Source organism: Streptomyces endocoffeicus (assembly GCF_016741935.1).
GTDB lineage: Bacteria > Actinomycetota > Actinomycetes > Streptomycetales > Streptomycetaceae > Streptomyces > Streptomyces endocoffeicus.
This window is the reverse complement of record NZ_JAERRG010000040.1, coordinates 15298-29503: the sequence shown is the minus strand read 5'-3', so window position 1 is coordinate 29503 and position 14206 is coordinate 15298. Positions and strand designations below refer to the sequence as shown.

The 14206-nt window shown below is 71.4% G+C and carries 12 protein-coding genes; 10 read left to right on the top strand and 2 right to left on the bottom strand.

Features of this window, described 5'->3' with window-relative positions; translation table 11 throughout:
- Positions 1 to 63: 63 nt before the first annotated feature.
- The 4 genes from JK364_RS47865 to JK364_RS47850 all read left to right on the top strand — a co-directional run bounded on the left by JK364_RS47865 (position 64) and on the right by JK364_RS47850 (position 5741).
- A complete protein-coding gene (locus JK364_RS47865) occupies positions 64 to 1257 on the top strand; it encodes a cytochrome P450 (protein ID WP_201857742.1) in 1194 nt (397 codons plus the stop codon).
- A 98-nt stretch (positions 1258 to 1355) separates the two neighbouring features.
- Complete coding sequence (locus JK364_RS47860) at positions 1356 to 1550, top strand: ferredoxin (protein WP_201857774.1); 195 nt, start codon at positions 1356 to 1358, stop codon at positions 1548 to 1550.
- A gap of 86 nt (positions 1551 to 1636) precedes the next feature.
- Positions 1637 to 2701: a 3-dehydroquinate synthase family protein gene (locus tag JK364_RS47855; protein WP_201857741.1), complete on the top strand. Its 1065-nt coding sequence runs from the start codon at positions 1637 to 1639 to the stop codon at positions 2699 to 2701.
- Positions 2702 to 2951: 250 nt separating this feature from the next.
- Positions 2952 to 5741, top strand: coding sequence for a helix-turn-helix transcriptional regulator (locus JK364_RS47850; protein WP_307841630.1), 2790 nt, complete (start codon positions 2952 to 2954; stop codon positions 5739 to 5741).
- 58 nt (positions 5742 to 5799) lie between these two features.
- On the opposite strand, the gene JK364_RS47845 is transcribed toward JK364_RS47850, so the two are convergent.
- The gene (locus JK364_RS47845) at positions 5800 to 6456 is read right to left on the bottom strand and encodes an O-methyltransferase (protein WP_201857739.1); all 657 of its coding nucleotides are present in this window, start codon (positions 6454 to 6456) and stop codon (positions 5800 to 5802) included.
- Between the two features lie 232 nt (positions 6457 to 6688).
- Here JK364_RS47845 and JK364_RS47840 point away from each other — a divergent pair, with 232 nt between their 5' ends.
- Genes JK364_RS47840 through JK364_RS47815 form a run of 6 tightly spaced genes read left to right on the top strand, consistent with a single transcriptional unit; the run spans position 6689 to position 12490 of the window.
- Positions 6689 to 7555, top strand: a complete 867-nt coding sequence (locus JK364_RS47840; RefSeq protein WP_201857738.1) for a 3-hydroxyacyl-CoA dehydrogenase family protein — start codon at positions 6689 to 6691, stop codon at positions 7553 to 7555.
- Positions 7552 to 7827 (top strand): acyl carrier protein, encoded by a 276-nt coding sequence (locus JK364_RS47835; protein WP_201857737.1) that lies wholly within the window; start codon positions 7552 to 7554, stop codon positions 7825 to 7827. Before JK364_RS47840 ends, JK364_RS47835 begins: the two co-directional genes overlap by 4 nt.
- The gene (locus JK364_RS47830) at positions 7824 to 8957 is read left to right on the top strand and encodes an acyl-CoA dehydrogenase family protein (RefSeq protein ID WP_201857736.1); all 1134 of its coding nucleotides are present in this window, start codon (positions 7824 to 7826) and stop codon (positions 8955 to 8957) included. Before JK364_RS47835 ends, JK364_RS47830 begins: the two co-directional genes overlap by 4 nt.
- On the top strand, positions 8954 to 10072 hold the full coding sequence (locus JK364_RS47825) for an HAD-IIIC family phosphatase (protein ID WP_201857735.1): 1119 nt from the start codon (positions 8954 to 8956) through the stop codon (positions 10070 to 10072). The genes JK364_RS47830 and JK364_RS47825 overlap by 4 nt, the downstream gene beginning before the upstream one ends.
- Before the next feature lie 50 nt (positions 10073 to 10122).
- The gene (locus JK364_RS47820) at positions 10123 to 12183 is read left to right on the top strand and encodes a carbamoyltransferase family protein (protein ID WP_201857734.1); all 2061 of its coding nucleotides are present in this window, start codon (positions 10123 to 10125) and stop codon (positions 12181 to 12183) included.
- Positions 12184 to 12187: 4 nt separating this feature from the next.
- Entirely contained in the window at positions 12188 to 12490 is a 303-nt protein-coding gene (locus JK364_RS47815) for an O-linked N-acetylglucosamine transferase (RefSeq protein WP_201857733.1), read from the top strand.
- Between the two features lie 98 nt (positions 12491 to 12588).
- Here JK364_RS47815 and mhpA read toward each other — a convergent pair whose 3' ends face one another.
- On the bottom strand, positions 12589 to 14205 hold the full coding sequence (mhpA, locus tag JK364_RS47810; protein ID WP_201857732.1) for a bifunctional 3-(3-hydroxy-phenyl)propionate/3-hydroxycinnamic acid hydroxylase MhpA: 1617 nt from the start codon (positions 14203 to 14205) through the stop codon (positions 12589 to 12591).
- Between the last annotated feature and the right edge of the window lies 1 nt (position 14206).

Here is a 14206-nt window from a genome sequence, read left to right as displayed (position 1 = left end):
AGACTTGGCAATCCGTAGGGCGGCGCAGTGGTGGCGATGGAGCGACTGACGGGACGGACAGGCATGGACGAGATACGCGACTACCCCGAACTGCGGGCTGCTGCATGCCCGTTCTCACCCCCGCCGGGATACGAGGAGCTGCGCGAGCGGTCCGCTGTCACCCGGGTGCGGATGTGGGACGGCAGCACCCCGTTCCTCGTCACCGGCTATCACGAGGCGCGGACCGTGCTCGGCGACGACCGGTTCAGCGCCGACGGCACCCACAAGGCGATGCCCCGCTTCGTGAAGTTCGAGGTGCCGGCCGATGTGTTCAATCTCGGGAGGATGGACGATCCGGAGCACGCCCGGATCCGCCGCATGCTCACCGCGCACTTCACCATCCGGCGCACCGAGGCGATGCGGCCGATGGTCCAGGACATCGTGGACGGCCTCCTGGACGGGCTGGTCGCCGAGGGACCGCCGGCCGACCTGGTGGCCGACTTCGCCTTCCCCCTGCCGTCCCAGGTGATCGCCGTGATGCTGGGGGTCTCGGACGCCGACTTCGCCGAGTTCCAGCGGGCGTCGCAGGGCGTCATGGACTTCACCGTGTCGACCGAGGAGATGGGCGCCGCGCTCGGGGTCATGGTGGACTACGTCTCCCGGATGTGTGCGGCCAAGCGTGCCGCCCCGGGAGACGACCTCCTCAGCCGGCTCATCGTCGACCAGGAGCGGACGGGCGCTCTCACCCAGCAGCAGGTGGTCGCCACCGCCCTGGTGCTGCTGCTGGCCGGGCACGAGACCACCGCCAACATGATCGCCCTGTCCACCGTCCTGCTGCTGCGAAACCCCGACCAGCTCGCCCGGCTGCGGGCGGACCCCGGGCTGATGCCCAACGCGGTGGACGAACTGCTCCGGTACATCACGATCGTCCAGGAGGGCACCGGACGGGTGGCCATCGAGGACGTCGAGGTCGGCGGCGTGCTCATCCCGGCCGGTGAAGGGGTGATCATCAACCTGCCCAGTGCCAACCGCGATCCCCATTTCGCGGACGCCCACGAGCTGGATCTGAGCCGGCCGAACGCGCGTGAGCACGTCGGGTTCGGCTTCGGAGTGCACCAGTGCCTGGGGCAGACCCTCGCCCGGGTCGAGCTCCAGATCGCCCTGGAGACCCTGCTGCGCCGGCTGCCGACGCTGCGCCTGGAGGCCCCGTTCGAGGATCTGGCGTTCCTGTACGAGTCGATGAACTTCGGCGTCGCCCGTGTGCCCGTCGCCTGGTGACCGATGGCTGATGGCCGATGACCGATGGCCGATGACCGGAGGCCGATGACCGCCGACCGGAGGCCGGGCGGACAACAGAAGGAGAGGGGAGCACCATGGTGAAGGTCTCGGTGGATCAGGAGAAGTGCTGCGCGGCCGGACACTGCGCGCTGGCCGCGCCGGAGGTGTTCGACCAGCGGGAGGAGGACGGGGCCGTCATCCTGCTGGACCCGAACCCGCCGCTCGCGCTCCGCGACAGCGTCGCCGAGGCGTCGTTCCTCTGCCCGGCCGCCGCGATCGCGGTAGAGGATTAGCAGAGGATCAGCAAGCGCTCCACACCCGATCGCGGCCCCGGCGAGGCTTCTCGCCGGGGCCGCGCAAGCGAGGGGAAGGCAGTCTTTTGACCACGTCGACTTCCAGTCCGGCCGCCAGTTCCGCGTCCGCGTCCCGGCAGGTCACCGTCGGGCTGGCCGAACGCTCGTACACCGTCCACATCGGACACGGTGTGCAGCGGCTGCTCCCGCGGGTGGTGGCCGCCCTGGGCGCGCGCAAGGCGGTGGTGGTCACCGCGCGGCCCCCCGAGCGGACCCCCGACCCGGGTGTGCCCTCGCTCGTCGTACAGGCGCGCGACGGGGAGGAGGCCAAGGACCTGGCCGCCGTGACGGACCTGTGCCGCCGGTTCGTCGGATTCGGGCTGACCCGCTCGGATGTGGTGGTGTCCTGCGGCGGCGGCACCACGACCGACACGGTGGGCCTGGCCGCCGCCCTCTACCACCGGGGCACACCGGTCGTCCATGTGCCGACCTCGCTGCTGGCCCAGGTGGACGCGAGTGTCGGTGGGAAGACCGCCGTCAATCTGCCCGAGGGCAAGAACCTGGTCGGCGCCTACTGGCAGCCCGCGGCCGTACTCTGCGACCTCGACCACCTGGACACCCTGCCCGAACGGGAGTGGCGCAACGGCCTCGGCGAGATCGCCCGCTGCCACTTCATCGGCGCGCCCGATCTCGACCGGCTGCCGCTGCTCGACCAGATCGCGGCCAGTGTGACGCTCAAGGCGGGCGTCGTCGCCGCGGACGAACGGGACTCGGGCCCGCGCCACCTCCTCAACTACGGCCACACCCTGGGGCATGCGCTGGAACGTGCCACCGGGTTCGCACTGCGGCACGGGGAGGGCGTGGCCATCGGCACGGTGTTCGCCGGGCGGCTGGCCGGCGCGCTGGGGCGCATCGGCCCGGAACGGGTCGCCGAGCACCGTGACGTGGTCGCCCGCTACGGCCTGCCGACCGGGCTGCCCCCGCAGGTCTCCGTCCCCGAGCTGGTGGAGCTGATGCGGCTGGACAAGAAGGCCACCGATGGGCTGACATTCGTCCTGGACGGCCCCGAGGGGCCCGGACTGGTGCGCGGGATCCCCGGGGAGACGGTCAGCGCCACCCTCGCGGAGATGCCCCGCGAGCCGGAGGGGTGAGACGCCGCGGTATTCGGCCCGTTCGCTTTAGGGGCACACAGTCCCGGTAGGGGGTTGACCGTACGGCGCGCGCCCTGGATATCAGAACAGCGCGTCGCGTAAATCGAGATGCGTTGGGGTCGGTTAGGGGGCGGAGGTTCCGGTAGGGGTTGATGCTGGTCCGGGCGTGCTGATGGAATCGTTTCCCGATCAACGTTTGGTCTGACCCAAGGGCCGCGAGTCCGCATTTCGTCGACCTCGATCGGGGACCATGAACATGCCCTACAGCTATGCCATGCCGGTGAATACCGAGCGGAATTCCCGTCCGACGGACAGAATATGGAATGCCGCGGCGCACCTCGGACATCCCTTCGGTGACTCTCCGGTGCGGTCCGGGCAGGCCCTTCTCGTGGACGGACCGCCGGCTTGCGGAAAGACGACCCTGCTCCGGTCGTTCGCCGAGCGAGCCTCGGAGGCCGGCCGGCTCGCCGTCACGGCGACGTGTTCCCCCAGCGAGCGGGACCTCCCGTTCGGCGTCGTATCCCAACTGGCCCGCGGGGTCTGGAAGTCACCGGGCGGGCCGCCCGAGGTGCCGGGGCTGTCGGCCATCCTCCACGGGACCAGCGATCCGGCGGACGAGGCCGAGGTCGCCCGGCTGTGCCATCGGCTGTGCACCGCGCTGATCGACCATGCGGAGCACACGCCGCTGCTGCTCGCCGTGGACGATGTGCGGCACAGCGACCCGGCCTCCGCGCACTTCCTCCTCCAGCTGGTGCGCCGCCTGGACTCGGCACGGATCGCGGCCGTGTTCACCGACGACCTGAGCCTGCCCGCGCCGTCCCTGCCGCTCCGCTACGAACTGCTGCGCTCCCAGAGCCTGCACCGCATCGGCCTGGGCCCGCTCACCCCCGGTCAGGTGGCCGATGTGGTCGTGGCCGAGTTGGGGGAGACCGCGGGCCACCGCACCGGCGACGTCTACGCCGCCACCGGTGGCAACCGGCTGTTGCTGCACACCTTGCTGTCCGACTACCGCGAGCACGGCGAGCCCCGCCAGACGGGCTACGGCCAGTCCTTCCTGAGCTGTCTGCACCGCAATGAGCCGATCTTCCTGGACGTGGTGCGCGCGCTGGCCGTGGTGGGCGCCTCCTTACCCGCTGCCGACCTCGCCTGGCTGACCGGACATGAGCCCGAGCCCATCAGCCAGGTGCTGGCGGCGCTGACCGGGGCCGGGCTGATGGACGAGGGCGCGTTCCGGCACGAGACGGCGCGGCTCGGCGTGCTCAACGACATGCCGGCGCGGGCGCGCAGGACCCTGCACCAGCGGGCCGCGCGGCTGCTGCACGACCAGGGCAGGCCCGCCACCACGATCGCCCGCCATCTGGTGCGGGCCGGGCAGATCCCCGATTCGTGGCCCGCGGAGGTGCTGCTGGAGGTGGCCGAGCAGGTGGCGGTGGGCGAAGAGCCGTCCATCGCCGTCGACTTGCTGGAGCAGTCCTTCGAGCAGTGTCCGCATGAAGAGCGGCGCGCCGCCCTGCGGGCCAAACTCGCCGAGGCGGAATGGAAGATCAACCCCTCCACCGCCACCCGGCACCACACACCGCTCTACGGCGCCGTCCGGGCCGGCCGGCTCGGCCTCCCCGACAGCGTCACCCTCCTCATGCAACTCCTGTGGAAGGGCGGTCTGGCCGATGTGGAGGGGCTGCTCGCCCATCTGCGCGAAGACCCCGCGGCCACGGACCAACTGCACGCCATCGAGGCGGCGCTCACCTGCACCTACCCCTGGCTGGCCGAACGGCGGACCGCCCCGGCGCACCACGGTGGCTCAGCGGCCACGCGGGCGGCGGTGTGGCCCCGGGCCGGCACCGTGCTGGCGGACGTGCTCACCGGCGGGCAGACCCATGACACCGTACGGCGCGCCGAGGAGGTACTGCGCGAACTGCAGCTCGGCCACGACCCGGCATGCCAGGAGCAGGCGGGGCTGTTCGCCCTGCTCGCGCTGGTCTACGGCGGCCGGATCGACCTGGCGTCCGCCTGGTGCGAGGGCGCGCTCGGGGAGACCGGCGGGGGACCGCACGTCCCCATGCGGCAGGCGGTGCTGGCGGCGGCCAGGTCGGAGATCGCGCTGCGCCGCGGTGACCTCGCCGAGGCCGCGGAGCGGGCGCGGGCCGCCCTCACCCATGCCACCCCCGGTGCGTGGGGCGTGGCGATCGGGCTGCCGCTCGGCTCCCTCATCCTGGCGTGCACCCGGATGGGCCGGTATGAGGAGGCGGGGTTCCATGTCGCGCAGACCGTGCCCAACGCCATGTTCAAGAGCTCCTACGGGCTGCACTACCTGTACGCCCGCGGCCACTACTTCCTCGCGGCCAACCGCCACCAGGCGGCGCTCGCGGACTTCCTGCTGTGCGGCGAGCTGCTCACCGACTGGGGGCTGAGCAGCGGCTGCGACCCGGTGCCGTGGCGGATCGGGGCGGCGGAGGCATGGCTCGCACAGGGCAACCACGACCAGGCCCGGATCCTGGTCTACCAGCAGCTCAGCCGTCCGCACACGGACGGGGCCAGGGCCCGCGGGCAGTCGCTGCGCCTCCTGGCGGCCACCAGTTCGGCCAAGCGGCGGCCGCAGTTGCTCAACGAGGCGGTGGGGCTGTTCACCGAGCAGGAGGACAAGTACGAGCTGGCCCGTACGCTGTGGGACCTCAGCCAGGCGTACCACGCGCTGGGCGAGAAGAAGCAGGCCCGCCGGACCATGCGCCGGGCCTGGCACGTGGCGAAGATGTGCGACGCGGCGTCGCTGTACGAGGAGTGGCTGCCGGCGGACGACCCGTCCCAGGCCTCGGCGCTGATGCCGAAGTCGGACACCGGGATCGAGCGGTTGACGCACTCCGAACGGCGTGTCGCGTCGCTGGCCGCCATGGGCTACACCAACCGGGAGATCGCCGGGAAGCTGTACGTGACGGCCAGCACCGTGGAGCAGCATCTGACCCGGGTGTTCCGCAAGCTGGACATCAGGCACCGGGAGCAACTGCCCACCGAACTCTACGCCGACCGCATGGAGTTGGCGTGACAGCGGGCGGCCGGTCCCCGGGAGGACCCCGGAGACCGGCCGTCGTGGGGGCGCGGTGTCAGCGCTTGACCGCGAGCGTGACGCCATCACCCACGGTGAGCATGCTGATCTCGACGCGCGTGTCCTCCCGGAGGAGTTTGTTCACCTCGCGCAGGGCGGCGGTGTCGGCGTCCTGCGCGGCCGGGTCGATCACCCGGCCGAAGAAGAGGGTGTTGTCCAGGACGATGAGCCCGCCGCGCCGGAGCAGCGCCAGCGACTCCTCGTAGTAGTGGGCGTATCCGGTCTTGTCCGCGTCGATGAAGACCAGGTCGAACTCCCGGCCCTCCCGCCGCAGTCCGGCCAGTGTGTCCTTCGCGTCACCGATGCGCACATCGATGCGGTCCGCCACGTCGGCGCGCTCCCAGAACGGGCGGCCGAGCCCCGGCCACTTCGGCGTGATGTCGCAGGTGATCAGCGTGCCATCGGCGGGCAGCGCCCGCGCCATGCACAGTGTGCTGTATCCGGTGAAGGTGCCGATCTCCAGCACCGAACGGGCGCCCACGAGCCGCACCAGCAGCCCCAGGAGCTGGCCCTCCTCGGGCATCACCTGCATGGCCTGCGCGGCCGGCAGACCGGCGGTCTCCGCTCGCAGCCCGGCCAGGATCTCGTCATCGCGCAGGGACAGTTCCCGTACATAGCCGAGAATTTCTTCGGTCACATCGACTTGCTGAGCCATCGGATTGCCGCACCCCGCAAAGGTGAAAGGGAAAGTCAATGCGACCGATGCTAAGAATCCGCCGACGCGCCGCGCAATGGCGTCTGCCGTAATACCGGAACTCATATTCCGGGCTGAGGGGGGTCTAGGGGGGATCCTTAGGGGATTTGCGCGATCGCCCGGACAATATCGTGAACGCGGAAGCGCGTGTCATGGTCGGCACGTTGTTCACAACGCGCTGCGGAGGCGATGAATGAGCGGACATGCGGAAGCGCCGCGGCTCATGGTGCTGGGCGCAGGAACGATGGGACTGGGAATCACCTCGCTCGCCGTCGGCCACGGAATCCCGGTGACGGTCGTCGAGGTGGACGAGGCCAGGGCCGGCCGGGCGCCGGCCGCGGTCACCGAACGGCTCCGCATGGCCCAGCTGATGGGAGCCCTGCCGGCCGACCGGCCGCGGGGCGAGCTGACGGTCACCGCGTCCCCGGCCGACGGCCGGGACGCCACCGCCGTGGTGGAGGCCGTCACCGAGGACACCCCCACCAAGGCCAAGGTGCTCGAGGCGGTCGCCGGGCTCACCGGAGCCCAGGTGCCGCTGATCTCGAACACCTCCTCCATCCCGATCGACGAACTGGCCGGTTTCATCGCCGATCCGGCGCGGCTGGTCGGCACCCACTTCATGAACCCGCCCTATCTGATCCCCACGGTGGAGGTGATCCGCGGCCCCCGCACGGGGGAAGCGGTGATGACCGCCGTGACGGATCTGCTGCGGGCGCTGGAGCGCAAGCCGGTCGTCGTCGGCGACGGGCCGGGGTTCGTCACCAGCCGGGTGCTGCACCCGATGATCAACGACGCGATCCGGGTGGTGCAGGAGGGCACCGCGACGGTGGAGGCCGTGGACGACCTCATGCGGGAGTGCCTCGGCCACCGCACCGGGCCGCTGCGCACCGCGGACCTGATCGGCCTGGACAACCTCGCCGACTCGCTGCGCGTGCTGCAGACGCGCACCGGAGACTCCCGGTGCGCGCCGAGCGAATTGCTGCTGGAGAAGGTCCGCGACGGCCACTTGGGCCGCAAGTCGGGCCGTGGGTTCTACGCATACGGGAAGGAACTGGCGTGACCATCTCATCGAAGCCGGACAGCCACACCGCCGAGACGGTGGCGCGGGAGGTGCAGCAGTTCCTCGAACAGCGCACCAAGCAGACCTGGGACCCGGACACCGATCTGTTCGGCAGCGGTGCCGTGTCCTCGATGTTCGCCATGGAACTGGTCGTGCACCTGGAGTCGACCTTCGACGTGGTGATCACCGGCCCCGACCTGGCGCTGGACAACTTCCGCACGGTGAACGCGATGACCACGATGGTCCTGCGCCTGCGCGAGGCGCAGCCGTGACCGACGCCGCCACCAGCCACGCGGAGCTGGTCAGCGGGTTGATCGGGGACCGGGCCGACGCCTGGGACCTGGCCGGGGAGCTGCCCCGCGACCTGCTGGTCAAACTCGGCGCCTCCGGAGTGCTGTGCGCACAGGTCGGCCCCGAGCACGGCGGCACCGGACTGGACAGCCGGACAAACGGGGAGCTCACCGCGCGGGTCGGCGCCCGGTGCAGCTCCCTGCGCAGCGTGATGACCTCGCAGGGCATGGCGGCGTGGACCGTACGGAGGCTGGGCGGCGCGGAGCAGTGGGACACCTTCCTGCCCCGGCTGACCTCCGGCGACCTCGCGGCGGTCGCGTTCAGCGAGCCCGGGGCGGGCAGCGACCTGTCGGCGATGGAGACCGAGATCGCCGACGACGGCGCACAGGTGGTCGTCACCGGGCGGAAGGTGTGGATCACCGCCGCCCACTACGCCGATCTGCTGGTGGTGTTCGGCACGTACCGGGGCGGCGCCACGGCCGTGGTCGTACCCGCACAGGCCCCCGGAGTCCGCATCACACGGGTGGCGAACCCGCTGGGCTGCCGTGCCGCGGGCCACGCGGACATCACCCTGGACGCGGTCCGGGTGCCCGCCGATCACGTACTCGGTGGCACCGGGCTGCCGCTGCCCCTCGCGACCACCGCCGCGCTCACCTACGGGCGGATGTCCGTGGCGTGGGGGTGTGTCGGCATCCTGCGCGCGTGCCTGGACGCCGCCGCCGCGCACACCGCCACCCGGGAGCAGTCCGGCCGGGTACTCGCCGAGCACCAGTTGGTCGCCCGGCACCTGGCCGAGCTGTATGTCGCGGAGCGGCACGCCACCCGGGCCTGCGAACACGCCAGCGCCTCCTGGGACACCGGCTCGCCCGATATGGCGGTGGACGCGGTGCACGCGAAGTACGTGGCCTCGCGCGAGGCGGCCGAGGGCGCGGCCCGCGCCGTACAGCTCCTGGCGTCCGTCGCGGCCTCCGACGGCCATGTGGTGGCCCGGGCGTACCGCGACGCGAAGCTGATGGAAGTCATCGAGGGCACCAGCGAGATCTGCCAGCTCATCCTGGCCCAGCACACCCGGAAGCCGGGCCGGCACACGCGGAGGAAGGTGCAAGCATGACGGAGGGGAAGCCCGTGAGCGGGAGCGAGCCGCCGACGGCCGTCAAATGTCTCGTCTGGGACCTGGACAACACCCTGTGGCGCGGCACCCTGCTCGAGGACGGCGAGGTGCCGCCTTTCGAGTGGGTGCGCGACGTCATCACCACGCTCGACGGACGTGGCATCCTCCAGTCGGTCGCCAGCAAGAACGACCACGACCACGCCTGGGCGCGCCTGGAGGCGCTGGGCCTCGCCGAGTACTTCGTCCTGCCGCACATCGGCTGGGGGCCCAAGTCGGAGGCGGTGCGCGCCATCGCGGAACGGCTGAACTTCGCCCACCGCGCCATGGCCTTCGTGGACGACCAGCCCGCCGAACGCGCCGAGGTCGCCTACCGGCTCCCGGAGGTGCGCTGCTATCCGGCCGAGGACGTGGCCGGGCTCACCGGGCTGCCCGAGTTCAGCCCCGCCGTGGTCACCGTGGACTCGCGGCAGCGCCGGACCATGTACCAGTCGGGTTTCCGCCGGGACGCCGAGCGGGCCGGGTACAGCGGCCCCGACGAGGAGTTCCTGCGCACCCTGGACATCCGGATGGCCATCGCCCGCGCCACCGAGCGGGAGCTGTCCCGGGTCGAGGAACTGACCCTGCGCACCAGCCAGATGAACGCCACCGGGGTGCACTACTCCGACTCCGTACTGCGCGGACTGCTCACCGACCCCGCCCATGAGGTGCTGGTCATCACGATGGCCGACCGGTTCGGCCCGCACGGGGCCGTCGGCATCGTGCTGCTGGAGCGGCACCCGAAGGTGTGGCATCTGAAACTGCTCGCCACCTCCTGCCGCGTGGTCTCCTACGGCGCCGGGTCCACCGTGCTGAACTGGCTGGCCGACCAGGCGGCGCGGGCCGGGGCGCACCTGACCGCCGACTTCCGGCGCACCGACCGCAACCGGATGATGGAGGTCGCCTACCGCTTCGCCGGGTTCGCCGACACCACCTGCGGGTGCACCGCCGCCCTCGCGGTCCCCGGCGAGGAGGGGGTCGAACGCCTCCACCTCACCCCCGCGTTCCAGCCGGCCCCGACGACGCTGCGGCTGACGGCGCCTGAGCTCGCCGACGCGGCGCTGCCGCACCCCCGCTGACCGGGCGCCCTTCCGCCCCGGATCCTCGCGTTCGCCTCTGACTGGTTTGGGTGATCACTGTGCTTGTGCTCGGGCTCAACGGCAACTTCTCCGCCGCGGACACCGATGTGGTGCCGCAGCTGGGCGAGGTGTTTTTCCACGACTCGGCGGCTTCTTTGATCCGCGACGGCGAACTCGTGGCCGCGGTGGAGGAGGAGCGGCTCAACCGGATCAAAAAGACGACGAAGTTTCCCCTCAACGCGGTCCGTGAATGCCTGGCCCTGGCCGGTGCGCGGCCCGAGGACGTCGACGCGGTGGGCTACTACTTTCCCGAGAACCACATCGACACCGTCCTCAACCACCTCTACACCGAATATCCGCGGGTGCCGCTGCGCTACTCCCGGGAGCTGATCCGGGAGCGGCTGAAGGAGGGCCTGGACTGGGACCTGCCGGACGAGAAGCTGGTGTACGTACCGCACCACGAGGCACACGCGTACTCCTCGTATCTGCACTCCGGCATGGACTCGGCCCTCGTTCTGGTGCTGGACGGCCGCGGCGAACTGCACTCCGGCACCGTCTACCGCGCCGAGGGCACCCATCTGGAGAAGCTGGCCGACTACCCCGTGCCCAAGTCGCTGGGCGGGCTCTACCTGAACGCCACCTACCTCCTCGGCTACGGCTTCGGCGACGAGTACAAGGTGATGGGCCTGGCCCCCTGGGGCGACCCCGAGACCTACCGCGACACCTTCGCCAAGCTCTACACCCTCCGCGACAACGGCGAGTACGAGCTGCACGGCAACATCATGGTGCCGAACCTGGTCAGCCCGCTGTTCTACGCCGAGGGCTTCCGGCCGCGCCGCAAGGGCGAGCCGTTCACCCAGGCACACCGCGACTTCGCCGCCGCGCTCCAGGAGACGGTCGAGAAGATCGTGCTGCACATCCTCCAGCACTGGGCCAAGACCAGTGGCCTGCCGCGCCTGTGCTTCGGCGGCGGCGTCGCCCACAACTCCAGCCTCAACGGCCTGATCCTCAAATCCGGGCTGTTCGACGAGGTGTTCGTGCACCCCGCCTCGCATGACGCGGGCGCGGGCGAGGGCGCCGCCTACGCCGCGGCGGCGAGCCTCGGTACCCTCCAGCGGCCGGGGAAGCGGCTGCTCAGCGCGAGCCTCGGCCCGGCGCTGGGCGACCGGGCGCGGATCAGGGCCCGGCTGGCCGACTGGGCGCCCCTGATCGATGTGGAAGTCCCCGACGACGCCGTGGAAACCGCGGCCGGACTCCTCGCCGGGGGAGAGGTGCTCGGCTGGGCACACGGCCGGTCCGAGTTCGGCCCCCGCGCCCTGGGCCACCGCAGCATCGTCGCGGACGCGCGCCCCGAGGAGAACCGCACCCGCATCAACGCGATGGTCAAGAAGCGCGAGGGCTTCCGCCCGTTCGCCCCCGTCGTCACCGCCGAAGCCGCCCCCGACTACTTCGACCTCTCCGGCGCGGAGGGCCACCACGAGTTCATGTCCTTCGTGGTGCCGGTGCTGCCGGAGCGCCGTACGGAACTCGGCGCGGTCACCCACGTGGACGGCACCGCCCGGGTGCAGGTCGTATCGGCCGAGTCGGGCGAGCGGTTCCACCGCCTGGTGCGGCGGTTCGGCGAACTCACCGGCACCCCGGTGCTCCTGAACACCTCCTTCAACAACAACGCCGAACCCATCGTGCAGACCCTCGACGACGTGGTGACCAGCTTCCTCACCACCGACCTGGACGCCCTGGTGGTGGAGGACTGCCTGGTGCGCGCCAAACCCTCGCCCGACCTGGGCGCCCTGGTGCCGCGGTTCCGCCCGGTGACCCGGCTGGCCGAGCGCGGGACCGCCGGTCCGGACGCCTCGGCGGGAGCGAAGACCCACGAGATCTCCCTCGACTACGACGGCGGCCCGACCGCGAAGGTGTCGCCCGAGCTGTACGAACTGCTCGGCGCGGTGGACGGCACCAGCACGCTCGGGGACCTGGCCAAGACCGTCGCGGGCGGGCTGTCGGAGACACTGGCCACCGAGGTGTTCGCCCTGTGGGAGCAGCGGTTCCTCACCCTGGTCCCGGCCGGGGACATCGGGCCGTCGGCCGACGACGGTACGCGGGGGCGCTGACCCGATGGCGGCGGACCCGATCACGGAAGCGCACCGGGAGATCACCCGGCTGCTGACGAAACTGGGCCGATCCTCCGGCACCCGCCCGGACGCCCTCGTGGAGGCGTGCGTGGCCTGCCTGGAGGCCGCCCAGTGCACCTCGGCCGCCGCCACCGGCCAGGAACACCCGGACACCGGCGCCCAGGAGGCGCTGCACGCGGTCAACGCGGCGGCCCTGGCCATCAGATACGCCCTGGTCAAGGCGGGCGATGAACGCCGCCGAGCGGCCGCGGCACGGACGGGGGAGAGCGTCACCTCGGACACCTAATCGCTCCGCTGGGAGTGCACCCTTCAGGGCGCGAAACCAACTGGTCCCTTCCCCCACGGCACTCGGGGGAAGGGACCAGTCGTGTGCGGGCGGGGGGCTTACGACGGGGCGGGGGACGGGCTCAGCCGGGTGGCCAGGTCCTCCACGAGGGAGTGGAGTTCGGCTTCGTCCTTCGCGATGCCGAAGAGGTAGAAGTCCGGGCGTACCAGCACCGCCAGCGCGTCCATCTCCGACAGATAGGGCAGGTACCGGCCCTCCACGTCCAGCGCGTCGCGTGGGCCCAGGTCGGTCGTGGGCGTGTCCGCGGGGACCAGGCGCACCAGCCGGGTGCCGATGCTGTCGAGGAACTTCAGGTGTCGGGCGTCCAGCGTCGGGACCACGTCCTCGGCGTGGAGGAGCACGAAACCGGTGCCCACCACGTCGTCGAAGAGGCCGGTGGTCCCCGCCCGGTGCACTCGCCACTGGGGGCCCGCCTGGCCGGCGTACGGTGCCGGGCGGCCCTGACCGTCCTGCCGCAGCAACCCGTCCACGAGCGGCTTCACCACGGAGCGGCGGGCGGCGCTCGGGCCGATGTTGCGTTTGCGCGCGGCCAGCATCGCCGCGTCACGGTCCGCCGCCGCGGCCGGGTCCGCCATGCACACCACCCGGCCCAGGCCCACCGACATCTCGACCGCGTGCCGCACGTGTGCCCGCCGCTCGGTGGTGTAGGTGTCCAGCAGCGTCGGTGCCGCGTGCCCGCCCAGGACCAGGTCCAGCTTCCAGGCCAGATTGGCCGCGTCACGGAATCCGGAGCACATGCCCTGCCCGGCGAACGGCGGCATCAGGTGTGCCGAGTCCCCGGCCAGCAGCATTCTTCCGGCCCGCCAGCGCTCCGCCCAGCGGGCCTGGAAGGTGTAGACCGCGTGCCGGTCCAGGACGCCGTTGTCGGGCGTCACATCGAACAGCCGCAGCAGCTCCCATGCGCTCTCCACGGTGCCGAAGCGCTCGGGGTCGTCCGCGGGCACCCGCATGAACTCGTACCGCCGGTGGCCGGGGCCCGCGGACACCGCCGTCCGGGGGCGCGCCGGGTCGCAGATCTCCAGGTTGTTCGGCCGGAACTCGCGGTGCTCGTGCAACCGCACATCGCAGATCAGCCAGTCGTACGAGAAGTCGAGGTCCGTCACGGTGGTGCCGACACCCGTCCGCACCAGGCTGTTCGCGCCGTCGCAGCCGACCACCCACAGCGCGGTGAGGTCCGTCTTCTCCCCGTCCGGACCCACCACGGTCAAGGTCACATGGTCGCCGTCGTCCGCGAGTCCCACCGCCTCGTATCCGCGCAGGATCCGCAGCGGCGGCAGCGTCGCCCCGTGCTCGATCAGCGCGGACTCCAAGGCCGGTTGATACGCCGACAGTGCCTCCGGCCAGGTGCAGTGGCCCCGGTCGGCCACCTCGTGGTCGATCAGCGTCTCGCCCTTGGTGTTCTGCCAGGCGTGGTCCCGCGCGGGTTCGGTGAACTTGTCGAGCGAGTCGCCGATCCCGGCCGAGGCCAGGATCCGTGCGGCCTCACTGTCGAACCCGACCGCCCGGGGATGCCGGTACGGCTCCGGCCAGCGCTCCACCACCGTCACCCGCCGGCCGCGCTGGGCCAGCAGGACCGACAGCAGCTGGCCCACCGGTCCATAGCCGACGATCAGCACCTCGGTTTCCAGGCCGTCCGTTTCTCGCGCGGTGTCCACC